Origin of the sequence: Paenibacillus sp. MCAF9, assembly GCF_052114265.1 — a bacterium.
Classification (GTDB): domain Bacteria; phylum Bacillota; class Bacilli; order Paenibacillales; family Paenibacillaceae; genus Pristimantibacillus.
This window is the reverse complement of the sequence record NZ_JBFREL010000006.1, coordinates 301984-325339: the sequence shown is the minus strand read 5'-3', so window position 1 is coordinate 325339 and position 23356 is coordinate 301984. Positions and strand designations below refer to the sequence as shown.

Annotated in this window: 26 protein-coding genes; 25 read left to right on the top strand and 1 reads right to left on the bottom strand. The window is 46.2% G+C overall.

Annotated features, from left to right (window positions below; translation table 11 throughout):
* Window positions 1-144: 144 nt before the first annotated feature.
* The 15 genes from spoVAC to AB4Z45_RS13635 all read left to right on the top strand — a co-directional run bounded on the left by spoVAC (window position 145) and on the right by AB4Z45_RS13635 (window position 12961).
* The gene (gene spoVAC, locus AB4Z45_RS13705; protein ID WP_076270077.1) at window positions 145-630 is read left to right on the top strand and encodes a stage V sporulation protein AC; all 486 of its coding nucleotides are present in this window, start codon (window positions 145-147) and stop codon (window positions 628-630) included.
* A 1-nt stretch (window position 631) separates the two neighbouring features.
* Window positions 632-1654, top strand: a complete 1023-nt coding sequence (spoVAD, locus tag AB4Z45_RS13700) for a stage V sporulation protein AD (protein WP_076270076.1) — start codon at window positions 632-634, stop codon at window positions 1652-1654.
* A complete protein-coding gene (spoVAE, locus tag AB4Z45_RS13695) occupies window positions 1651-2001 on the top strand; it encodes a stage V sporulation protein AE (protein ID WP_076270075.1) in 351 nt (116 codons plus the stop codon). Before spoVAD ends, spoVAE begins: the two co-directional genes overlap by 4 nt.
* Before the next feature lie 140 nt (window positions 2002-2141).
* Complete coding sequence (locus AB4Z45_RS13690; protein ID WP_339208541.1) at window positions 2142-3098, top strand: AAA family ATPase; 957 nt, start codon at window positions 2142-2144, stop codon at window positions 3096-3098.
* A gap of 4 nt (window positions 3099-3102) precedes the next feature.
* Complete coding sequence (locus AB4Z45_RS13685) at window positions 3103-4350, top strand: DUF58 domain-containing protein (protein ID WP_441909857.1); 1248 nt, start codon at window positions 3103-3105, stop codon at window positions 4348-4350.
* On the top strand, window positions 4347-6602 hold the full coding sequence (locus tag AB4Z45_RS13680) for a transglutaminase domain-containing protein (protein WP_441909855.1): 2256 nt from the start codon (window positions 4347-4349) through the stop codon (window positions 6600-6602). Before AB4Z45_RS13685 ends, AB4Z45_RS13680 begins: the two co-directional genes overlap by 4 nt.
* Before the next feature lie 116 nt (window positions 6603-6718).
* Entirely contained in the window at window positions 6719-7243 is a 525-nt protein-coding gene (locus AB4Z45_RS13675) for a YqeG family HAD IIIA-type phosphatase (RefSeq protein ID WP_076270071.1), read from the top strand.
* Entirely contained in the window at window positions 7243-8367 is a 1125-nt protein-coding gene (gene yqeH, locus AB4Z45_RS13670; protein WP_076270070.1) for a ribosome biogenesis GTPase YqeH, read from the top strand. The genes AB4Z45_RS13675 and yqeH overlap by 1 nt, the downstream gene beginning before the upstream one ends.
* A gap of 38 nt (window positions 8368-8405) precedes the next feature.
* Window positions 8406-9266 (top strand): shikimate dehydrogenase, encoded by an 861-nt coding sequence (aroE, locus tag AB4Z45_RS13665; RefSeq protein WP_441909968.1) that lies wholly within the window; start codon window positions 8406-8408, stop codon window positions 9264-9266.
* Window positions 9267-9326: 60 nt separating this feature from the next.
* On the top strand, window positions 9327-9632 hold the full coding sequence (yhbY, locus tag AB4Z45_RS13660; protein ID WP_076270069.1) for a ribosome assembly RNA-binding protein YhbY: 306 nt from the start codon (window positions 9327-9329) through the stop codon (window positions 9630-9632).
* Window positions 9633-9740: 108 nt separating this feature from the next.
* Window positions 9741-10331 carry a nicotinate-nucleotide adenylyltransferase gene (gene nadD / locus AB4Z45_RS13655; RefSeq protein ID WP_441909853.1) on the top strand — a complete coding sequence of 197 codons (591 nt, stop codon included), beginning with the start codon at window positions 9741-9743 and terminating at the stop codon, window positions 10329-10331.
* On the top strand, window positions 10321-10875 hold the full coding sequence (gene yqeK / locus AB4Z45_RS13650; protein ID WP_441909852.1) for a bis(5'-nucleosyl)-tetraphosphatase (symmetrical) YqeK: 555 nt from the start codon (window positions 10321-10323) through the stop codon (window positions 10873-10875). The genes nadD and yqeK overlap by 11 nt, the downstream gene beginning before the upstream one ends.
* A 21-nt stretch (window positions 10876-10896) precedes the next feature.
* Window positions 10897-11244: a ribosome silencing factor gene (rsfS, locus tag AB4Z45_RS13645; RefSeq protein ID WP_054027809.1), complete on the top strand. Its 348-nt coding sequence runs from the start codon at window positions 10897-10899 to the stop codon at window positions 11242-11244.
* Window positions 11241-12197, top strand: coding sequence for a CvfB family protein (locus AB4Z45_RS13640; protein ID WP_441909850.1), 957 nt, complete (start codon window positions 11241-11243; stop codon window positions 12195-12197). The genes rsfS and AB4Z45_RS13640 overlap by 4 nt, the downstream gene beginning before the upstream one ends.
* Window positions 12194-12961: a class I SAM-dependent DNA methyltransferase gene (locus tag AB4Z45_RS13635; RefSeq protein ID WP_441909848.1), complete on the top strand. Its 768-nt coding sequence runs from the start codon at window positions 12194-12196 to the stop codon at window positions 12959-12961. Before AB4Z45_RS13640 ends, AB4Z45_RS13635 begins: the two co-directional genes overlap by 4 nt.
* 704 nt (window positions 12962-13665) lie before the next feature.
* Here the strand turns inward: AB4Z45_RS13635 and AB4Z45_RS13630 are convergent.
* Window positions 13666-13851, bottom strand: coding sequence for a hypothetical protein (locus AB4Z45_RS13630; protein ID WP_441909847.1), 186 nt, complete (start codon window positions 13849-13851; stop codon window positions 13666-13668).
* A gap of 313 nt (window positions 13852-14164) precedes the next feature.
* On the opposite strand from AB4Z45_RS13630, the gene nrdI reads away from it, so the two are divergent.
* From nrdI to AB4Z45_RS13580, 10 genes are all read left to right on the top strand, one after another.
* The gene (gene nrdI, locus AB4Z45_RS13625) at window positions 14165-14524 is read left to right on the top strand and encodes a class Ib ribonucleoside-diphosphate reductase assembly flavoprotein NrdI (RefSeq protein ID WP_076270063.1); all 360 of its coding nucleotides are present in this window, start codon (window positions 14165-14167) and stop codon (window positions 14522-14524) included.
* The gene (gene nrdE, locus AB4Z45_RS13620) at window positions 14511-16595 is read left to right on the top strand and encodes a class 1b ribonucleoside-diphosphate reductase subunit alpha (protein WP_441909845.1); all 2085 of its coding nucleotides are present in this window, start codon (window positions 14511-14513) and stop codon (window positions 16593-16595) included. Before nrdI ends, nrdE begins: the two co-directional genes overlap by 14 nt.
* Window positions 16596-16737: 142 nt before the next feature.
* The gene (gene nrdF, locus AB4Z45_RS13615; RefSeq protein WP_076270061.1) at window positions 16738-17694 is read left to right on the top strand and encodes a class 1b ribonucleoside-diphosphate reductase subunit beta; all 957 of its coding nucleotides are present in this window, start codon (window positions 16738-16740) and stop codon (window positions 17692-17694) included.
* A 157-nt stretch (window positions 17695-17851) separates the two neighbouring features.
* Window positions 17852-18829 carry an ABC transporter ATP-binding protein gene (locus tag AB4Z45_RS13610; protein ID WP_441909843.1) on the top strand — a complete coding sequence of 326 codons (978 nt, stop codon included), beginning with the start codon at window positions 17852-17854 and terminating at the stop codon, window positions 18827-18829.
* Entirely contained in the window at window positions 18829-19632 is an 804-nt protein-coding gene (locus tag AB4Z45_RS13605) for an ABC transporter permease (RefSeq protein WP_441909841.1), read from the top strand. Before AB4Z45_RS13610 ends, AB4Z45_RS13605 begins: the two co-directional genes overlap by 1 nt.
* Window positions 19633-19637: 5 nt before the next feature.
* A complete protein-coding gene (locus tag AB4Z45_RS13600) occupies window positions 19638-20420 on the top strand; it encodes an ABC transporter permease (RefSeq protein ID WP_076270058.1) in 783 nt (260 codons plus the stop codon).
* A 42-nt stretch (window positions 20421-20462) separates the two neighbouring features.
* Window positions 20463-21371: an HPr(Ser) kinase/phosphatase gene (gene hprK / locus AB4Z45_RS13595; RefSeq protein ID WP_441909840.1), complete on the top strand. Its 909-nt coding sequence runs from the start codon at window positions 20463-20465 to the stop codon at window positions 21369-21371.
* 134 nt (window positions 21372-21505) lie between these two features.
* Window positions 21506-21958 carry a GyrI-like domain-containing protein gene (locus AB4Z45_RS13590; protein WP_076270056.1) on the top strand — a complete coding sequence of 151 codons (453 nt, stop codon included), beginning with the start codon at window positions 21506-21508 and terminating at the stop codon, window positions 21956-21958.
* Between the two features lie 127 nt (window positions 21959-22085).
* Window positions 22086-22568 (top strand): hypothetical protein, encoded by a 483-nt coding sequence (locus tag AB4Z45_RS13585; protein ID WP_441909838.1) that lies wholly within the window; start codon window positions 22086-22088, stop codon window positions 22566-22568.
* Window positions 22565-23356 carry a PhzF family phenazine biosynthesis protein gene (locus AB4Z45_RS13580; protein ID WP_441909836.1) on the top strand — a complete coding sequence of 264 codons (792 nt, stop codon included), beginning with the start codon at window positions 22565-22567 and terminating at the stop codon, window positions 23354-23356. The genes AB4Z45_RS13585 and AB4Z45_RS13580 overlap by 4 nt, the downstream gene beginning before the upstream one ends.

Here is a 23356-nt window from a genome sequence, read left to right as displayed (position 1 = left end):
CCAGAGGACATTGATGGCGTTTTTGTTTGAGTTGGAATATTGCAACCTGCTATTACAAATAATGAACCAGAAGAAAGCAAAGCGGTTACGGAACTTTAGCTTCAGGCATAGAGAAAAACCGTAGCGGAAAAGGAGGATGGTTTTGTGGCGACCAAAAGCAAAAGTCATTACAAAAAAATGTCCATGTCACCAAAAGAATATCAATCGTTCGCAAAAACGATGGAGCCGCCTCGATCTGTACTTGGAAATTGTTTGAAAGCATTCGTTTTCGGCGGGGCAGTATGTGTATTTGGACAGGTTATACAGGAGCTTTATGTCCATCTGATGGGAATGAGCGAAGAAGCGGCAAGCAATCCAACAGTTGCAACGCTTATATTGATATCGGTTATTTTAACGAGCCTAGGCGTATACGATAAAATTGCGCAATGGGCTGGTGCTGGCTCAGCAGTGCCTGTAACCGGATTTGCCAATTCCATGTGTTCGGCCGCTTTGGAGCATCGGAGCGAAGGTCTTGTGCTTGGTGTTGGCGGCAATATGTTTAAGCTGGCTGGTTCAGTTATTGTTTTCGGTACAGTTGCAGCTTTCTTCGTCGGTATCGCTCATCTTATTCTCGGAACTGGGGGTCAGTAATATGCTGCGAGGGAAACAATCATGGTGGTTTGAGAAACGCCCGGTAATAATCGGCGAGGCGACCGTGGTCGGGCCTGATGAGGGAGATGGTCCGCTTGCAGCCGATTTTGATCTCGTCCATCCTGAGCTGGACATGCAGCAAAAAAGCTGGGAGAAGGCAGAGCGGCTGCTGCTGGAGCAAGCCTCGGAGTTTGCAATTCAAAATGCCGGCATCGAACGCGACCAGCTTCAGTTTTTTGTCGGCGGAGATCTCATGAATCAAATTATTAGCAATAGCTTTGCTGCTCGATCACTCGGAGTACCCTACATTGGAGTATTTGGTGCATGCTCCACCTCAATGGAGTCATTGGCGCTTGCATCGCTCTTCGTGAACTCAGGCTCAGCCACTCATGTGCTGGCAGGCACTTGCAGTCACAATTGCACAGCTGAGAAGCAATTTCGTTATCCAACGGAATATGGCTCACAGAAGCCGCCTACCGCACAATTTACGGTTACGGGTTCTGGCGCAGCTGTTGTCGCTGCAGAAGGTGACGGCCCAGTAGTGGAATGTGCAACCATCGGGAAAGTCATAGATCTTGGCATCACAGATCCATTTAATATGGGAGCTGCAATGGCACCCGCGGCTGTAGATACGATACAAGCCCATTTTAACGATACAGGTAGATCTCCTCGTGATTATGATTTAATTGTAACGGGTGATTTGGCTGGAGTAGGGCATCCCATTGCAAAGGAATTGCTTATGAAAAACGGCGTTCCGATGAACGAAACAGTGTTTGGCGATTGCGGCCTTATGGTATATGACGTTCAGAAGCAGAAGGTACAGGCAGGGGGCAGCGGATGTGGTTGTTCAGCCGTCGTTACTTACGGACATTTGCTCAAACGAATCAAGAAAGGCGAATTAAACCGAATTTTAGTCGTGGCGACGGGCGCATTATTATCGCCGCTCTCGTTCCAGCAAGGCGAGAGTATTCCATGTATAGCACATGCTGTTGCCATTAGCGCAGGAGGGAGCAAGCATATATGATCTTTTTGTGGGCTTTTTTAGTTGGTGGAGGAATTTGTGTGATTGGTCAGCTGATGTTTGATGTTCTTAAGCTGACTCCTGCCCATACGATGTCGACCTTAGTGGTCATTGGGGCTATCGTTGATGGTTTTGACTTATATGAACCGCTCGTTAAGTTTGCAGGAGCAGGAGCTACAGTTCCGATAACAAGCTTTGGTAATGCCCTCGTACATGGCGCATTAACCGAATTGCATACGCAAGGCTGGATTGGCGTTATATCGGGTATCTTTAAGGTAACTAGTGCCGGCATTTCGGCAGCGATAATATTTTCCTTCTTGGCAGCACTTGTCGTCAGGCCAAAAGGATAACCATTTATGCACTTAAGTTGGAGGGTCCTGTGGGATCTTCCAATTTTTTTTGTAGCGAAAAAATTTGTGTACTGCAAAGGAAGTACTGTAAAATAGTAGTATTGAATACTAACTCATGCGTTATTTCGGGAGGTTATGAAATGGATATTCGTCCTGCAGACATGCAATTATGCTCTACTATTCTCCGAAACTTAGAATCTTGTATCCTCGGCAAACAGGAAGAGATCCAAAGATTGTTAATTGCCGTTGTTGCAGGTGGACATGTTCTGCTTGAAGACGTGCCAGGCACGGGTAAAACACAATTAGTGAAAGCGTTGGCAAAGTCAATAGGCGGCCAATTCCGCCGGATACAATGCAATCCCGACTTGCTGCCAACTGACATAACAGGCGTTTCCATTTACCATCCCAAACAAGAAACCTTTTTATTTCGTCCAGGGCCAATTATGGCTAATATATTGCTAGCCGATGAAATCAATCGCGCGACAACGAAGACACAATCTGCATTGCTTGAGGCGATGGAAGAAGGACATGTAACGGTTGATGGCGATACATATGAGCTGCCTCGTCCGTTCGTTTTGCTTGCTACCCAAAACCCAATTGAATTTGAAGGCACCTATACGCTTCCAGAGGCGCAGCTGGATCGGTTCATGATGAAGCTGTCGCTCGGTTATCCAAGTGAAACAGATGAGCAGCAAATGGTGCTCTCTAATGAAGGAATACATCCATCTGACCGCATTCAGCAAATGATTAATATATCCGATATGATTCAAATCCAGGACCAAGCGCTTAAGGTGCATATTGATGACGCCGTAGGCAAATATTTAGTTTCATTAATAAGAGGAACGAGAGAAAACGTGAATGTAATGCTCGGTGCAAGTCCTCGTGCAGCGTTAGCGCTAGCAAGAGCAGCTAAAGCAAGTGCTTATATTCAGCAGAGACAGTTTGTAACGCCTGATGATGTGAAGGAACTTGCTCCTTACGTGCTTTCGCACAGGCTTCTTCTAAGAATGGAAGCTAGAATGAACGGTCTTAAAGCGGAGGATATCATCGAGCAGGTGATTCAGTCCACGAAAGTACCGGTTCGGCTAGAGCGTTAGTCGTATGACAGCGGCCAAATCTTCGAAGGTGCGGATGCAGCTTGTCGCAGTCATTTATTTGACCAGTCTGTTCTACTTTTTATTTCAAGGCGGCAAAACCGCGATGATGCTCTTCATGATTTTGAATTTATTAATTATTTATTTAGTGCTTGGCAGGTGGAGCGGAATCAACAAGGTTACAGGAAGCAGAGTGTATGCGATGCCCGGAGCTACAACAATCGATCAATCTTTATCAGCAGGCAGCACGCTTGAAGTAAGCCTTTCCATGAAAATTCCTGGCTATTATCCGCTTCCATACGTCATTGTTAGAGATCAGCTGCATCGTCATAATGGACAAAGGCTGGCATTTGAAACTTCCTTCGTACCGAATTGGAAGCGTGCGGGCCATGTCGTTTATCAGACGCCTCCGCTGCAGCGCGGCGAGTACCGATTTACGCATACAGAGTGCTTATCTTATGATGTATTCGGCTTGTTCGAGCATTCAGGGAAATTCGGCTCGGAGACGGTGCTTAATGTACTGCCTCAGACGGTTCCGCTAAGGCAGTGGAATGGCATTCAGCGCGGGATTCGCGGTCCTTACTCTCATGCCATTGCGTCACGCTCAGCGAAGGAAACGACACAAATTAACGGGGTTCGTGAATATTTATACGGAGACCGTTTGTCACGTGTCCATTGGAATGCGACGGCGAAGACCGGCGAGTGGAAATCGAAAGCATTCGAGCGTGAATCATTGCCGCGAACGCTTGTCATACTAGATCGTCATTCGAGCAGCTACAAAGGTGAACTCGCGACTCGCTTCGAATTAGCCGTATCTGTTGCTGCTTCATTGCTCGAGAACGGTCTCAAAAGTGATACTGCAATGGGGCTGCTCTCCATTGGAGACTCCATGACATTCGTTACACCTAAATCTGGCATTGATCAACGAAATATGGTGATGAGGCATTTAACCTTTGTTGATGCAAATGCAGCACGGCCCTTGTATCCGTCGCTTCAGCAAGCTGATTCTACGATCGAAGCCGGAAGTTTTGCAGTCCTTATTACTCCTGAGACCGGCGCGGATGTTATTCGAAGTATGGAGTGGCTCTCTCGCAAAGGAATTACCCCTTGCTTGATTCATATCTCTTCGTCGATTGATTTATTAAGCCATAACACTTCTTGGAAACGTGTATTGCGCGAACGCGGATGGCCTGTATTTGAAGTTCGTCAGCTGCAAGAGCTCCCAACGGTATTGGAAGGGAGCGGAATTGCATGAAGCAAATGATGAAATCAATTGGAGTGTATTTAACGACGAACTGGTTTGAGAAGCTGAGATCTATATTTATTGCCATTATTTTAGCGAATGTAATTACAATATTTGAAGGTTATTGGTGGGACGAAACGTACGCCATTGCCTACTACACTTTATTTGCGGCGGCAGCAATTGATATATTGCTTCCTCCCCGCTGGAAGTTTCTGAAGCTTCTTTTCCAAGTAATGGCAGCTATTTTCATTACAACGCAATGGGCAAGAATGGAATGGATTGTTGCAAGTCCACAGGGCTGGCAAGAGTGGCTGTGGTGGCTGCAGGTACATCTCGTTCAGCTTAATCCATTTATATGGATAAGTGGGGCGATGCTTATGCTCTACGTGCTGTTTGGAATATGGACAATCACAAGAGTTCGAATGTTCGGATTTGTAGGCGTAAGCATTTTGGTGTTAACCATCGCAGATTCCTTTACGCCGATCTGGCTGTGGGATGAAGTAGGGATGGTCGTCTTTATTGGTTTGCTCTGGATGGTCGCTGGCCACTTGTCGAGGCTGAAGCGCGATCATCCGAATAGCTGGAAAGAGCTAATCGAGTATCCGCTGCGATTAATGGTGCCGATTGCACTCGTTTTATCTATTCTCATGATTGTTGGATTGAATATGCCTTCAATTGCTCCTATTCTTCAGGATCCTTATACGATCTGGAAGGAAGCTAAGGGGGAGAGGGTTCAGGTGTTTTTAGGCGATAAGGGCACAGACGTCATATCGCCGAACCGATCAGGCAATGCGAGCTCCGGATATAGTCGAAGCGACGATAAGCTTGGCGGTGGATTTGAATTTGATTATTCACCGATGATGACCGTTACGACCTCGCATCGCAGCTACTGGCGCGGGGAGTCTAAAGCTTTTTACACAGGTGACGGGTGGATTGATGTTGCTCCCAGGCTTGCTGGCGAAGAAAATATTCCTGTTGTGAAGGGTGAGGCATTCGCTTCATTAGATGATCCGCCAAAAGCTGGTGTAAAGCAAGTCAATCAGATTGTTACGATGATTCGAAAGGATGTTTATCCGGTTCTTTTTGCCGCTGCACCACTTTCGAAGATCAACTGGATTGAAAATGAAGAGGCAGCTATTCCAACTAGCTTAAGATGGGAGCCTAGCTCAGGCGAGCTGCGGCTGCTGAACTGGTCCATGCAAAACCGCAAATACCCGCAAACGTATTCGGTTACGTCGTCTGTACCTGTTCTAGATGAAGCGCTGCTGAAGACATCCAAAGCTGGCTGGTCAGATAAGGAAGAGGCTGCACGCAATTCATTTTACTTGCAATTGCCTGAATCATTGCCTGATCGAGTCAAACAGCTTGCAGAGCAGGTTACCGCCGGGGCTGCTAATGATTATGATAAAGCTAGAATGTTGGAATCGTATTTAAGGCTCAATTACAACTATAATAATTTGCCCGATGAATCAAAGCTCACAGGATCTACCAGCGATTTCGTTGATCAATTTCTGTTTGAGCTGAAAGAAGGCTATTGCGACTACTTTTCAACCTCAATGGCCGTTATGGCGCGCAGCTTAGACCTGCCGACGAGATGGGTTAAAGGATTTGCTCCTGGTGCGCTGCCAGCTAGTGATTTCGGGCCTCCAGGCGGTTATAGGGAGGAAGAAGTAAATCCAAGCGGAGCAGGCACTTACACCGTTCGAAATTCAGATGCTCATTCTTGGGTAGAAATTTATTTTGAAGGTACAGGCTGGATTCCTTTCGAAGCAACAGCGGGTTTCTCATTCCCGTATACGCTGCCTGAAGAGGAGGTTGCTCCTTTGCCGGATCTCGATCTCGGCGATAGCGATACTGCAGCAGCTGGAGATACAGAAGGCTCATCAAGCTCGCAGGTTTGGTTATGGAGCTCCATATCACTGCTTATCGCTGCTTCCGTTGCATGGCTTATTATTCGTCGTGACAAGCTTATCTTTTCTTGGAGAAAGCTCCGCCATGGATCATACACAACAAATGATCGAATCGTACTTGAGACGCAAAAACTGCTGCGCATTTGCAAAAAGCGTGGAATGGAGCGCGAAGACCATGAGACGCTGCGCGAGGCAGTGTTGCGCTGGTCGCAAAATCAGAAGCGGCTGCGTGAAGATTTTAAGATTGTGCTGAATGGGTTTGAACAAGCGAAATACAGCCCCGTTATGGCGTCATCCGAAGAAGCAGATCGTTTCGTCGTTAAAGTACGCTCACTCATTGATCAATTAAGATAACATACGAACAAATACCGCTCGCCAGAGAAATTGGTAGCGGTATTTTTTTGCAACAAATTTAGTTTGTATGGTATAGTTTCGTAAGATAGCAAGCAGAAAGCAGAGGGATATCCATTATGTTTGAACGGCTGTTGCCGCATATGCGCGTCAATACAGTATATGAAATTAACTTAGATGAGCTGCATGCAAGAGGCGTTCGCGGCATCATTACGGATTTGGATAATACGCTTGTCGGTGCCAAGGAGGCGTTAGCTACGCCTGAGCTTGTGCAGTGGCTTGATTACGTACGTTCTCGGGGCTTTCAGGTTGTTATCGTATCCAATAACAACGAGACACGCGTCGGGAAGTTTGCTGCGCCGCTGAATATTCCATATATTCATGCTGCTCGCAAGCCAGCTGGCAAATCGTTCAAGAGAGCGCTTAGCGTACTCCGCCTTGCACCTGAGGAAACCGTCGTAATCGGAGATCAGATGCTGACGGATGTGCTTGGGGGTAACCGTATGGGGTTGTACACCATCCTTGTCACGCCAATCGCTCCTGCTGATGAAGGTATAATGACACGAGTGAATCGTCGTATTGAACGAATAGCGTTAGTGCGTTTAAGGAAAAAAGGGTTATGGTATGAGGGGGAAACAAAGTGATGGAACAACAACTTAGTCAGGCATATGGATCATGTGCGGGCTGTGGAGTGGCGCTTCAGATTAAAAGTTCTGATTTGCCAGGTTATTTGCCGGAGGCGGCTGTCGGTCGCGAACCGGTTATTTGCCAGCGATGCTTCCGAATTCGCAATTATAATGAAGCTTCATCCGTAGCGGTTGATCAGGATGACTTCTTAAAGCTGCTTGGCAGCATCGGAAATACGGATAGCCTCGTTGTGCATATTGTCGATTTGTACGATTTTGAAGGAAGTTTGATTTCAGGCTTGCAGCGTTTTGTCGGAAACAATCCAGTGCTGCTTGTCGTGAACAAAATCGATTTGCTGCCGAAAGCGATGAACGTCAATCGACTTCGGAATTGGGTTCAGAAGCAAGCAAAGGAAGAGGGACTGCGCACAGTCGATGTTGTCCTATGCAGCGCGAAGCGGAATATGGGCTTCGAGCGAGTTATTGAAGCGCTTGAGCAGTACCGGAATGGCCGAGATGTCTATGTGGTTGGCGCGACGAATGTCGGCAAATCAACCTTGATTAATCGTCTAATTCGAGATTACAGTGACATGGAACGTGAGCTGACTACCTCTCGTTATCCGGGAACAACGCTTGATGCCGTTCATATTCCGCTTGAGGATGGTAAAGCGATTATTGATACCCCAGGTATCGTCTATACGACACGTATGACAGAGGTTGTACCGCGGAGCTTCCTAGGCTCACTATTGCCGGACAAGCCAATTAAACCGCTCGTCTATCAATTGAACTCGGGTCAATCGCTGTTTATTGGCAGCCTTGTTCGATTCGATTTTGTCGAGGGTGATCGCCAATCCTTTACGTTCTATGTTTCAAATGCGCTCAACATGCATCGTACGAAGCTGGAGCGGGCGGATGAGTTGTATGCAGATCACCGTGGGCAATTGCTCGGAGGACCATCGCTTGAAGAACTAGAAACGATTCCGGCTTGGACAAGGCATTCACTGCGCGTTAAGCGCGGCTTGAATAAGGACGTATTTATATCCGGTCTTGGCTGGATTCAAGTGAACGGTACTGGTGGAGCTGTTATTGACATTTATGCGCCGAAGGGCGTTAAGGTCATGCTTCGCGACTCGATGATCTAAACACATGTCACTTGGAAGGGGAATTCACTGTGACGAATATGGGCGCAGGAAACCAGATTGACAGCAATACTCTTTTGTTCGGCGTCATCGGCAATCCGATTAGGCATTCGAAATCACCTATTATGATGAACCGTGCCTTTCGGGAAACGGGAATTAACGGTGTATACACTGCTTTTCATGTTACGAGCGATCGTATCGGAGATTTTGCCGCTGGTGTTCGTGCAATGGGCATTCGCGGTGTCAATGTTACGATCCCCCATAAGCTGGACATTATGTCCGTGCTTGATGAGATCGATGCAAGCGCGCAGGCCATTGGCGCGGTTAACACGATTGTCAACGACGCTGGCCGCCTAATCGGATATAACACCGATGGCATTGGTTATGTGCGTTCGTTGAAGGAAGAAGCGGAGCGTGAGCTTGCCGGCAAACGAATCGTCGTTATCGGCGCGGGCGGCGCAGCCCGCGGCATCATTTATGCTCTAGCAAGCGAGAATCCTGCGCGAATTACGATTGCCAATCGTTCCGTAGACCGGGCAAAAGAGCTTGCAGATTCATTGCAAAATAAAGTAGATATTGAAGCGATTTCGAATGATGAGCTGCAAACCGCATGCGAGCAAGCCGATATCGTGATTAACACGACATCAGTAGGCATGTTCCCTCATACGGAGGAGACGCCAATTGATGCAAGCTGGCTGAAGCTGGGCGCGGTTGCAAGTGATTTAATATACAATCCTTTGAAAACGAAATTTTTGCAGCAAGCAGAGCAGCGCGGCTGCCGCATTCATGGCGGGCTTGGCATGTTTATTTATCAGGGCGCATATGCCTTTGAATATTGGACAGGCCAGCCAGCACCCGTCACAGCGATGCGAGAAACGGTACTTGCTTCATTGCAAGGCTAAACTTATTTATTGAAGCAATCAAACAGACGAATTATTGAGATGAAAGAAGGAACACTTATTATGCTTACAGGCAAACAAAAACGATATTTAAGAGCGCTAGCTCATCATTTGACACCGATTTTCCAAGTCGGAAAAGGCGGTACTAACGATCACCTCGTTCGTCATATCGAGGAGGCGATTGAGTCGCGCGAGCTTATCAAAGTTTCTGTTCTTAACAACTGTCTAGACGATCCTAAGGAAATCGGCGTTGAAGTTGCTAAATCAGCGGGCGCGGAGCTTGTACAAGTGATTGGCAAAACGATCGTTCTGTACAAAGAATCGAAGGACAACAAACAAATCGAGCTTCCTACAGCTGCTCGCAAATAATAAGGACCGAGACTTGCGCGGCGAATGCAGCTTTTTGTCATAAAGGGCATACTAGAAGACACGAGCTGTTAACGCTTCGACTTTGCTTGATAGGGAGGCGTTCAACAAGTGAGTAAGATAGGAATTATGGGCGGCACCTTCGATCCCATCCATATCGGTCATTTGATTGCTGCAGAAACCGCACGAGAGCAGAGCGGCTTGGACGAGGTGTGGTTCATCCCGTCATACGGACCACCGCTCAAAGCGAATGAGCCAGGCGTTAGCGGAGAGCGGCGCTACGAAATGGTATGCAATGCTATCGAGAGCAACAAGGCCTTCCGAGCGCTTGATATTGAATTGCAGCGCGGTGGCGTGAGCTATTCCTACGACACGATCGTAGAGCTGCAGGGACGTTATCCGAACCATTCTTTTTCCTATATTATCGGTTCAGATCGCATCAACGACCTGCCGAAGTGGCATGAAATCGAGCAGCTAGCTGCTCGAATATCATTTATTGGATTAGAGCGTCCAGGCAATCCGGTCGATATTTCCGCACTGCCGGTTTTTTTGCAGGAGCGGGTCAGCTTGGTTCACATGCCTGCCATTGCGATTTCTTCAACAGCGATTAGGAGCAAGGTGAAAGCTGGGCAGTCTGTTCAATACTTAGTGCCTGATTCGGTGAATAGCTACATGAGGAGGTACAACCTGTATGAATCGTGAGCAAATGATCGAAAAAGTAAGAGCGGAAATGCCTGAGCGAAGATGGCTGCATACACAGGGAGTTATGGAAACCGCGGTCATATTAGCTAATAGGTTTGGCGAAGATGCTGTACGAGCTGAGCTTGCTGCCATTTTGCATGATGTTTCTAAGTACTGGAATGTCGATCGTATGCAGAAAGTCATTCGCGATCAAGCATTGCCAGCAGAGCTTTTACTTTATGATAAAGAATTATGGCATGCACCCGTTGGGGCGTGGGTAGCCGAACATGAATTTGGTGTGGCGGACACCGAAGTGCTGGACGCTATTCGCTACCATACATCTGGTCGCCGCGGCATGTCGAAACTTGAGAAAATTGTTTGCCTTGCTGATTATATGGAACCAGGGCGAGATTTTCCAGGGGTAGACAAAATTCGCGAGCTTAGCGAGCATTCATTGGATCAAGCATTGCTTGCTGGCTTTAACTCTACAATTTCCTTCTTATTAGAAAAAGGAAAACGAATATTTCCGCTAACAATAGAAGCAAGAAATAGTTTATTAGAATAATATTTAACAGGAGGCTGAGCTATGGCGTTACATTCGGATCAATTGCTTCAAATCACAGTCGCAGCAGCAGAAGACAAAAAAGCGGTGCGCGTTGTTGCTTTGAACTTAAAAGAAATTTCCTTGGTGGCGGATTACTTCGTAATTTGCAGCGGTAACTCGGATACACAAGTACAAGCTATCGCAACAGAAATTCGGAAACAAGCTGAGAAAAATGGCAATCGCGTGCGCGGAATCGAAGGTATGGATTCGGCAAGATGGGTGCTGATTGACCTCGGCGACGTTATCGTTCACGTATTCCATCGCGATGAGCGTGAATATTACAACATTGAGCGGCTATGGTCCGATGCGAAGGTTGTGGAGTTTGCATGAGTTTTGTAGCCGGAACAACTTTGACTTTAAGGGTGGCACGCGAGGTGTCGCCCTACGGCTATTTTTTGAGCGATGAAGAATCGGATGTGCTCATGCATTATACCGAGCTTGTAGGCTCTAAGCCAAAAATCGGCGATGCAGTAGAAGTATTCATTTTTTACGATTCCGAGGATCGATTGGCTGCTACGATGAAGAAGCCGCTTCTCCAGCTAGGTGAGCTTGCTCGCCTGAAAGTAGCGGACGTTCATCCAAGGCTTGGCTGCTTCCTAGAAATGGGGCTTGGCAGACAATTGCTGCTTCCGCTTTCGGAGCTGCCGGAGAGTTTTGAATACAGGCCTCTTCCTGGCGATGAAGTATTTGTTGTGATGAAGCATGACAAAATAGGAAGACTCGTAGCGAAAATTGCTTTTGAAGAGGAACTCTCGGAGCTTGTCTTCCATGCACCTGAGAGCTGGAATAATCAATGGGTTGAAGGCTGGGTAACTAAAACGCTGCAGCTCGGCTCGTTCGTCATGATTGATGGCGGCGTTGTAGGGTTTGGCGTTTATGGGCTTATTCCAAGCGCGGAACGAATCCGTCCGCTTAGACTTGGTGAGCGTGTAAGCGCTCGTGTAACCTTCATTCGTGAAGATGGCAGAGCTAACCTCTCCATGGCGCAGCGTAAGGAAGTAGGACGATTGGAGGATGCTGATCGACTGCTTGCCTTCATTAAAGAAAGACCAGGCGGCGGAATGCCATACTCTGATCAGACAGATGCCGACATTATTAAACAAAAATTCGGGATTAGCAAAGGTGCCTTCAAACGCGCTTTAGGCAAGCTGATGAGAGAAAGGCTTGTCACACAGAAAGGCAGCTGGACTTATTTGGCAGAACCGTCTGATGCGACGACCGAGCAAGCAGGAGAGCAAGCGAACGCTTCAGGCTCCTCAGCTGAGGGAGCTGACGGGCAATGACACGCTCTTATGGACAGTTCGCTGCTGTCTATGATCAGCTGATGGAGGATATGCCTTATGCAGAGTGGCTGGGCTTCGCAAGGGCCGGCTGGTCGCGCTATGGCATGCCTGCTACTGTCGTAGATCTTGGTTGCGGTACAGGGAGCATTTCGATTCCGTTAGCACGCTCGGGTTTCCATGTGTATGGAATCGATTTGTCATCGGACATGCTTACCGTCGCACGCAGCAAGTGGGATGAGACGCCTCAGGCTGTTACGAGACCGCGCTCCGGTTCGATTCGGTGGCTACAACAGGACATGCGTGAATGGGAGCTGCAAGAGCCCGTTGATGCGGTCATTTCGTTTTGTGATTGCTTGAACTATTTGACGGAGGAAGAGGATATTGAGGCGGCTTTCCGAGCTACCTATGCCGGCCTTCGCAGCGGCGGTTCCTTTTTATTCGATATGCATCCGCCAAAGCAGCTCATTCGTTATGCGGAAGAACAGCCCTTTGTGCTTGATGAGCGTGATGTAGCCTATATATGGACATGCGACTTTGAAGAGGAGCGCTGCGAGATCGAGCATAACCTAACGATATTCTCGCGCGACCGCGATTCAAAGTTTTATCGGTTTGAAGAATCACATGTGCAGCGCGCTTACGATCCAGACTGGATCGAGTCAGCTCTGTACCGTGCGGGCTTTAAAACGGTTGACCGTTACGCAGATTTTGAGCTGAAGCCAGCTGACAGCGAGTCAGAGCGTTTGTTCTTCGCAGCAATCAAATAATATGATCCACTAGAGATGGGTGTCTCATAGAGTCTAACTAGACTTTATGGGAAACCCTTTTTTGATCTGTCCGGCTATTCGCAGAAAACGTCGCTTTATAAGAGACGACAAAAGGGGACTGTGGTGCGTTAGTACCTATACGTGCTTACAGAGTGGAATAGTCATGAGAGTACGCTCGAAAGTTCGCTGTAAGAACACATATGCGCTTATAGAGGAAAAGTAACTCTGGTTTGTGGTGGTTAAGCACACATATGTGCTTAATGAGTGGAATCGTCGTGAGATCACGCTCGATAGTTCGCTGTAAGAACAAATATGCGCTTATAGGGGGCATGTAACTCTGGTTTGTGGTCTGTAAGAACACATACGTGTTTACAGAGTGGGTTCGTGGTGTGAGTATGCTCGAAAGTTCGCTGTAAGAACAAATATGCGCTTATAAAGGAAAAGCAACCCTGGTTTGGAGGTTAAGCACACATATGTGCTTAAAGAGTAGGATCAAAGTATGAGTTGGTCTGTATAGATGTCGATTGCAGTGTCGAAGTAGAAACATTGCAATCGACATCTATATCTAGTGTGATTGTCGAATGATGACGATTTTCGTTCTGATTGTAAAATTTTATCAACAGCGTTTTGGTGAACGAGAAGTGCTATCGATTTCTTGAATTATTCGCTTGTATATATCTAGATCTTGTGACTCGTATATCCGATTATTCTCGAAGCGCATCTTTTAATCGGCTGTTCATGCCTGCGGTAGCAGATGCTTTTCGTATCGATTCAAGCTTCATTTTCTTGATCGTTTCGGCCATTAGATCTTGATCTTTTTCAAGTTTTTCGATGTATTCAAGCAGCTCTGGCACTGTATATCCGGCATCTTTGAACAGTTTTTCTAGCAATGCTCTTATTTGTTCTGCAGTTGTGTTTACGATTTTCAGGACCCCCAAAATAGCAATAAAATGTCACTATCACATCATATCCTCATCTGTTAAAATAGTCGAGTGCGCCAAAAAAATAGATTAATATTTTCTCCATAATTTTCATTGACTACTCCTATATATTGATGTAGAATCAAAAACATCAACTACATATTGATGTGGATTGGTGCCTTCAACGATTACCAGCGGTATATCTTGAACAAGCGCAGCTGACGGAATTGCTAGTCAGAAGCGCTTTTTAATTGCTTGATTACAGTAAGGGAGCGAACGTGTTATGCTAGTCGTCTATGATTCCAAAACAGGCAACGTCAAGCGTTTCATCAAAAAATTGAATATGCGGGCGGTGCCGATTGATGAGAGGGAAGAAGTTGACGAGCCGTTCGTGCTAGTAACATACACAACAGGGTTCGGCCAAGTTCCAGAGAAGGTAACTTCGTTTCTAGAAAGCAACTCTGGCATGCTCCGCGGCGTTTCTGCGAGCGGCAACCGCAACTGGGGAACCGGATTCGCTAAAAGCGCGGATACGATCTCACAAATGTACGATGTTCCAGTGATTTTGAAGTTTGAATTGTCAGGTACGAATCAAGATACGCAACATTTTGTCGAAAGGGTGCGAACCATTGAAGCATATTGAATTGAATAACGAATTGATGCAGCGCGGTGCAGACGGATTTTACCAGCTTGATAAAGATAAAGAGGCTGTCGCTGCATTTATGGAAGAAGTGGCTGAGAAGAGCGTGAAGTTCGACTCCCTCAAACATAAGCTAGAATACTTAATCGAAAACGATTATTACGATAATGTATACGAAAAGTATACATATGAGCAGGTTGAAGCTGTATTTACACTAACGGCAAACAGCGGCTTTGAATTCCAATCCTACATGGCTGCATCGAAGTTCTACAAGGACTACGCGATGAAGACCAACAACAAATCGCAATACTTGGAGCAATATTCCGATCGTGTAGCCATCGTTGCTTTGCATTTGGGCGAAGGCGATGCTGCTAGAGCACTTCGAATTGCGGAAGCGATGATTGACCAACGTTTGCAGCCAGCTACCCCTACCTTCCTCAACGCAGGCAAGAGCCGCCGCGGAGAAATGGTTTCCTGCTTCCTGCTTGAAATGGACGACTCACTTAACTCCATCAACTATGTACTCGGCACATGTATGCAGCTCTCCAAAATCGGTGGCGGCGTAGCCGTCAACCTATCGAAGCTTCGTGGACGCGGTGAGCCTATTAAAGGCGTAGAAGGCGCAGCAAAAGGCATTATGCCGGTGCTGAAGCTTATGGAGGATGCTTTCTCCTACGCAGACCAAATGGGACAACGCAAAGGTTCTGGAGCAGGCTACTACAATATTTTCGGCTGGGATATTATCGAATTCCTTGATTGCAAAAAAATTAACGCAGACGAAAAAGCACGTATTAAAACTCTTTCGATCGGCCTAATTATTCCGAATAAATTTTATGAGCTAGCTGCTCAAAACAAACCGCTATTCGTGTTCGGTCCACATTCCGTTCAGAAAGCATACGGCAAGCATCTCGACGATATGGATATGGACGAGATGTACGAAGAGCTGCTGGCTAATGAGCTGGTAACGAAGAAAAAAGTAATGAACGCACGCGACATGTTGACAAAAATCGCTTCGATTCAACTAGAATCTGGCTACCCATATATTATGAACAAATCGAATGCTAACAGCGTTCACGCTTTGAAGGATATCGGCTCTATCAAAATGTCCAACCTGTGCACAGAAATATTCCAGCTTCAGGAGACATCGGAAATTAAGGATTACGGCTACGAGGATGTCATTAACCGTGATATTAGCTGCAACCTTGCTTCCCTTAATATTGTTAACGTAATGGAGCACAAAAAGGTGAAGGAATCGGTACATGTTGGTATCGAAGCTTTGACGACGGTTAGTGATTTGTCTAATATCGACAATGCACCAGGCGTTCGCAAAGCGAATGAGGAGCTTCACTCCGTAGGACTTGGCGCGATGAATCTAAATGGATACCTTGCGAAAAACAAAATCGCTTACGAAAGTGAAGAAGCGAAAGACTTTGCCGGCGTATTCTTTATGATGATGAACTACTACTCCATTGAGCAAAGCATGGAGATCGCCAAAGAGCGCGGGATTACTTTCAAAGACTTCGACCGTTCGGAGTATGCGAAGGGCACATACTTCACTCGTTATGTGGAAAATGATTACCGTCCAAAAACAGACCGCGTGAAGGAATTGTTCGACGGTATGGAAATTCCATCACCTGAGGACTGGGCTGCACTTAAAGCAAAAGTCCAAGAACACGGCTTGTACCATGCTTATCGTCTGGCTATTGCGCCTACACAAAGCATTTCGTATATCCAAAATGCGACTTCAAGCGTAATGCCGATTGTTGAGCATATCGAGACTCGTACGTATGCAAACTCAACAACTTATTATCCAATGCCTTATTTGGCGCAGGAAAATTACTTCTACTACAAATCGGCTTACAACATTGATCAGTTCAAGCTGATTGATCTTATCGCAGAGATCGGACAGCATATTGACCAAGGTATTTCGACTGTACTGCATGTTAACAGCAATGTGACGACTCGTGAGCTGGCGCGCTTCTATGTTTATGCTGCTCAAAAAGGTCTTAAATCGCTTTATTACACAAGAACGAAGCGGCTTTCCGTTGAGGAATGCACGAGCTGCGCGGTTTAAAATATAAGAAAGTATATGTTTTTCACATACTTTTCTTATATTTCTCTGCGAAACGAAAGCTATGCCTCTAAAAGACGGCATAGCCGTTTACGCTTGAGTACTATTTAAATGACGCTTACGTAGCAAAGAAGGAGCTCACCAAATGAAAGCAGTAAACTGGAACCGCCCAGATGACGATTTCACGTTAACATTCTGGCAGCAAAATGTAATGCAATTTTGGACGGATGAAGAAATTCCGTTATCAGATGATAAAATGGACTGGATGGAAATGACGGACGCGGAGCGCACGCTGTACAAAAACGTGCTCGGCGGTCTGACTTTGCTTGATACGATTCAAGGCGGCGTCGGCATGCCGAAAATTTTGGAGCATGTTGATGGCTTGCAGCGCAAAGCAGTATTGTCATTTATGTCGATGATGGAACAAATCCATGCCAAATCGTACAGCAGCATTTTCACTACACTTGCTTCTGGCGAAGAGATCGACGAAATTTTCCTGTGGGTTGAGCAGAACGAACAGCTTCAGAAGAAAGCAAACCTGATTTCTTCTTGGTATTCGAACATCACTGGCCCGAAAGAGCTTTACAAAGCGATGGCTGCTTCTGTATTCCTGGAGAGCTACTTGTTCTATAGCGGATTCTTCTATCCGCTTTACTTAGCTGGACAAGGTAAAATGACGAGCAGCGGCGAAATTATCGATTTGATTTTGCGTGACGAGAGCATCCATGGCTTGTACGTTGGCGTTCTAGCACAAGAGCTGTTCCAAACGTTTAGCCCTGAGGAGCAAGCACAGCTGGAAATCGAGATTTATGCATTGCTAAACGAGCTGTACGAGAATGAGATTGTGTATACAGAGCATCTTTATGCGCCGCTTGGCCTTGCTGAGGAAGTAAATGTTTACGTCCGCTACAATGCGAACAAAGCGCTTATGAATCTTGGTATGGAACCGCATTTCCCTGAGGAAGCGGTAAACCCAATCGTGTTCAATGGTATCAGTACGCATACGAAGCAGCATGATTTCTTCTCCAAAAAAGGTAATGGCTACGTACGTACGATTCACGTTGAGCCGCTTAATGATGACGATTTTGTTTTCAACTTCTAATAAAACTTAATGTAAATGCAACATACGAGTCGCTCTTTATTCAGCCTTATAGGCAGAAAAAGAGCGATTTTTGATTTTTTTATTGAGGAAACAATTGACACATTATTCTTTCGATGTTAGTATTTCCCTCTCAAAACTTGCGCGGAGGTAAAAAATAGTGATTACAGTTCATGGGATAAGTAAATCGTATCAGGTTGCTAAACGCTCTTCAGGCGTTAAGCAAGCAGTAAAGGCATTATTCAAAAGGGAATACAAAGTTGTGGAAGCGCTTAACGATATTTCTTTCACGATTGAGCCGGGTGAAATTGTAGGATACATCGGACCTAACGGGGCGGGCAAGTCAACGACCATTAAAGTGATGAGCGGCATTCTTGTGCCAGACAGTGGTACATGTACGGTCATGGGTTATACGCCGTGGAAGGATCGGGTCGCGTATGTGAAGCATATTGGTGTTGTTTTCGGTCAGCGTTCTCAGCTGTGGTGGGACGTGCCAGTCATCGATTCCTTCGATCTGCTGCGGGATATTTATAAGGTGCCAGAGCAGGAGTATCAAAGCACATTAGCATTGCTTACAGAAACACTTGAGCTGCAGGAAATTATTCAGATGCCAGTAAGACAGCTTAGTCTTGGACAAAGGATGCGCTGCGAAATTGCGGCTTCCCTGCTGCACAGCCCAAGTGTACTATTTCTGGATGAGCCCACAATTGGCCTCGATGCCGTATCCAAAATCGCTGTGCGCCGCTTCATTAAGACGATAAATGAAGAAAAGGGCGTTACGATCATTTTGACCACTCATGACATGAATGATATTGAAGCGCTGGCGAACCGGATTATTCTTATTGGCAAAGGAAAGCTGCTTTATGATGGCAGCCTAAGTGCGATACGCAGCCAGTTCGGAACACAAAAAACGATTACAGTCGTATACAGCCACCGCGCTGAGCCGCTTGAGATTGCTGGTGCTGTCGTTGAAGAATGGTCGCCTGAGCGTGCTGTGCTAAGCGTCGATACAGCTCTGGTTGTCATAAGCGATGTGCTCATCCGTCTGTCTGAGCAGGTGGAGCTTCTCGATGTCACGATTGATACCTTGCCTATTGAAGATATGATCGTTCAGCTGTATAAGGAGCATCAAATATAATGAGAGCGTATATTTCGGTATTTAAGCTGCGTCTCACATACGGATTGCAATACCGTACCGCAGCGCTGGCGGGAGTTGCGACTCAATTTTTTTGGGGTTTCATTATCATTATGGTGTTTGAGGCGTTTTATAGCGGGACAACGACTCCGCCTCCAATTTCATTGAAGCAGCTTATCACATATGTATGGCTGCAGCAGGCTTTTCTTTCGTTTGTGATGTTGTGGTTCCGAGACAATGAGCTATTCGGACTTATAACGACTGGCAATATTGCTTACGAGCTTTGCAGACCTAGCGGCATTTACGGATTATGGTATGCCAAGCTGATTGCACAGCGGCTCTCGAGTGCCATTCTAAAAAGTATCCCTGTTTTAATAGTAGCTTTTTTTCTGCCAGAGCCTTACCGGATGCCGCTGCCAGAAGATCCAGCAGCCTTTGTTTTGTTTATCGTTGCATTATTGCTTGGACTGCTTATGATTGTTGCCCTTTCTATGTTGATGTACATATCCGTGTTCGTTACGCTTTCACCGGCTGGCTCGCTGCTCATGTTTGGTGTAATCGGCGAATTTCTGGCAGGCATGGTTATACCTGTGCCTCTTATGCCCTCATGGCTGCAAAACATTGTATATGTGCTGCCGTTTCGATGGACAGCGGATTTCCCATTTCGAGTTTACTCGGGACATATTGCTAAGGAAGAAGCGCTCATCGGCATCGGTGTTCAACTGGTTTGGTTTGTTGTACTAGTGGCCTTAGGCAGGCTGGCAATGGCAAAAGCATTACGTAGAGTTGTTGTGAATGGAGGGTAACCCATATGAGATTGTTCGGTAAATATATTTTGATCATGTTTAAGTCGCAAACGCAGTACCTTACCTCATTTTGGCTGCTCTCCTTAGGTCAATTTTTTGTGCCATTTTCTGTTTTTGCAGGATTGTATTTTATGTTTGAACGTTTTGGCCAAATTGAGGGTTGGAATTTTCAAGAAGTAGCGTTATGCTTTTCTATTATTCATATGTCATTTGCGATTAGTGAATGTTTTGCACGCGGTTTTGATTCGTTCTCTACGTTGGTCGTTAATGGAGATTTTGACCGTCTGCTGGTTCGGCCGCGCAGTACCGTGCTTCAGGTACTCGGCTCGAAATTCGAATTTTCACGTGTGGGACGGCTGCTGCAAAGCGTAATCATCTTGACGTGGGCTTTAAGTGAGCTTACGATCGAGTGGACATTGCTTAAAACAATAACTCTTATTTTTATGATTTTAAGCGGTGTCTTTGTTTTCTCTGGTATCTTTATACTGGCTGCAACGATGTGTTTTTGGACGGTTCAAGGTCTTGAGATTGCAAATATATTTACGGACGGAGGGCGAGAGATGGCCCAGTATCCGTTAAGCATTTACAAGAAATGGGTGACTCGTTTTTTTACGTTCGTCATCCCTTTCGGAAGTGTCAATTATTTGCCTTTGCTCTACTTGTTAGACAGAACCTCTGGGAATGAACTGCTCTATATGATTTCGCCAATAGCTGGCATCCTCTTTATTTTGCCTTGTCTGCTTGTATGGAACATCGGTGTTCGTCATTATCGCTCGACAGGCTCTTAATATGAACAGCACTTTATGATAACAGCAAAGGAGCGTAATGTTATGAAATCAATAGCGGTACGGGAATTAGCAGCGCAATTATCATTAGAAATATTAGCAGGAGCCGATAAGCTCGATCGACAGATTGCTAAAGCAAGAGCCTATCGACCAGGACTTGAATTTGTTGGATATTACGATTTTTTCCCACAGGAGCATGTTCAAATTTTGGGCAGGAAGGAAATTACATACCTGCACTCCTTAAGTGAAGAAGAACGAAATCATCATATTGGCAATATTGTTAAATATCATCCGCCTTGCTTTGTAGTTACTGCGGGTCAGGAAGGTCTAAAATATTTGACCAAATATTGCGATCAAGAAGGCATTCCTTTGCTGCGAACGAAGCTTCCAACGGTGCAATTGCTTGGCATGCTGGATGCTTATCTGCTCAAAACGCTTGCTCCGGAAATATCGATTCATGGGATTTGCTTAAATGTGCTTGGCATTGGCGTACTGCTGCGCGGCAAGTCAGGCATTGGCAAAAGCGAAACAGCCCATACGCTCATCAAACGGGGCTCTAGGTTAGTTGCTGATGATATCGTTGTACTAAAAAAGCTGAGCTCCCAAACGCTGCTTGGCACGCATAATGAGAAAACAAAGGAGTTTCTAGCTCTGCGCAGCATTGGTCTTATTAATGTTGTGAGATTGTATGGCAGACAAGCGTTTCAAGACGAGACGAGAATTGTACTCGATATTGAATTAACGAAGTGGCGTGATAATGAACTCAATAATGATTTAGAGCTGGAAACCAAATTTACAGATTATATGGGCGTGAAAATTCCTCATATTGAAATCCAAGTGCAGCCGGGCAGAGACGTTGCAGGTTTAATTGAGGCAGCCGCGAATAATTGGTACTTAAAGCAGCAAGGCTATAGTGCGGTAGAAGAATTTATGAAACGGCTGGAGCAAGGCTAGCGGCTTTGTCAATAATCCCGATAAAGGATTAACATGCAAACGACTATCCAAATACTTGCAAATCATGTTACACTATGGGCAGAGAAAGCTCATCCTAGCGCACAAGTCCTGACAGATTCGAAGGAGGAAATCGCGTGGAAAACTGCTCAATCGTAACAAAACCTGCGCTTCATTTGGCGGGTATCAGCTACTGCGGTCCATATTCATCCTTTCCGGATGAAGCGATTCGGCTGCAGACCGAGTTTTTGACACGCAAGCACGAGTTGAATGATGCAACAAAATCGACCGTATTGTACAGTCCGTACTTCGGCAATGAAGTGTTTGCTACCTACTGGGCTTGTTATGAAGTCCAGCATCTGGAGGAATTGCCTCCTGGTATGGTACAATTCACGATTCCTGAACATCGTTATGCGATGGTCGCTTGCTCCAATAAAAGAATCGGCGAAGGGTACGAGCAGCTTCATGCTTGGATAAATGAGCTGCGGCTAGAGAAGCAAGAAAACGCCGTATCGCTGGAGTTGTTTTATATTGACGAGCATCATTTGGAGGAAGAGCCGGTAGAGCTGCTTATTCCGCTCAAAGGATAGCCTATATGAAGTGCTTGCACGCAAACGAATCGGAGTATGGAATGGATAACATTCGAGCCGAATCATTTTGTGAGAGCAAGCACTTTTTTGTTTGAGATTGAAGCAGATTCAGAGAAGAGGATTTCAAATGTCAGCTATGAGAGATGGGAATAAGCACTCGTTTCGGCAGTATGCCAGCAAGCTAGTTATTGCTGGTATTGCGGCTGGTGCTGTGAGTGGAATCGTGTTAGGCTTTACGATGAAGCTGCTTGAGCACCTTACCGGATCAGCGGTATATGTATTGCTTCTTAATATTGATTTCATAGAATGGCTGCCTTATAAACGAACGGAGACGCTTGAATTTATCCTTCATATGGTTGTTGCACTTCCACTCGGTATTATTTATTTATCCCTGTTGTCGCTTTGGAGAGCCCCGATAGGACTAAGCCTTGGCATGAGTATAGCAGTCGCATGCTGTACGTGGATTCCACTTACACAGCTATCAGAGCGTACTCCAGCAACTGGCGATGTACAAGCGCTGATTTGGTGGTTGCTTGGTCATCTCTTATATGGCGCTGTACTTTCGTTGTTTGGCGTGACATGGATTAAGAAAGGAATGTTGGAAAAATGAATTATGCGTTATATATTGTAGATGCATTTACGAATGAAAAATTCAAAGGCAATCCTGCCGCTGTTTGCATTGTAGACGAGCCTCAGTCTGAACGCTGGATGCAGCAGGTGGCAGCGGAAATGAATCTCTCAGAGACGGCATTTATTAAGCAGGGAGCAGAGCATTATGAGTTAAGATGGTTCACACCGATTGCTGAGATTGATTTATGTGGACATGCTACGCTTGCGACAGCACATATATTATGGGAAACAGGAAGACTGCCACAGCACGAAACGGCACGATTTATGACGAATAGCGGGTTATTGACCGCTGTGCATAAAGGGGACTGGATGGAGATGAATTTCCCTTCCGAGCCGCCGGAAGCAGCTGTTGCACCTGAGGAGCTCATTCAGGGTCTGGGTCTCATTCCGAGATATGTTGGCCGCAATCGAATGGACTACTTTGTTGAGCTAGACAGTGAGGATACACTGCGTACGCTGCGGCCTGACTTTGGGATGCTTGCCCGTCTGAGCGCCCGCGGAATTATCGTTACAAGCCGTTCAACAAATGCTGCGTATGACTTTGAATCTCGGGCATTTTTTCCTGGCACAGGGATCGATGAAGACCCCGTAACGGGTTCGGCTCACTGCGCGCTCGCGCCATATTGGGCGAAGAGGCTCCGCAAGCAGGAGTTAACTGGCTATCAGGCATCGGAGCGCGGCGGGATTGTGAAGGTAAGGCCGGAAGGCGAGCGAGTGTATTTGCAAGGACAAGCAGTGACCATTCTAAAAGGACAATTGGAGGGGTAA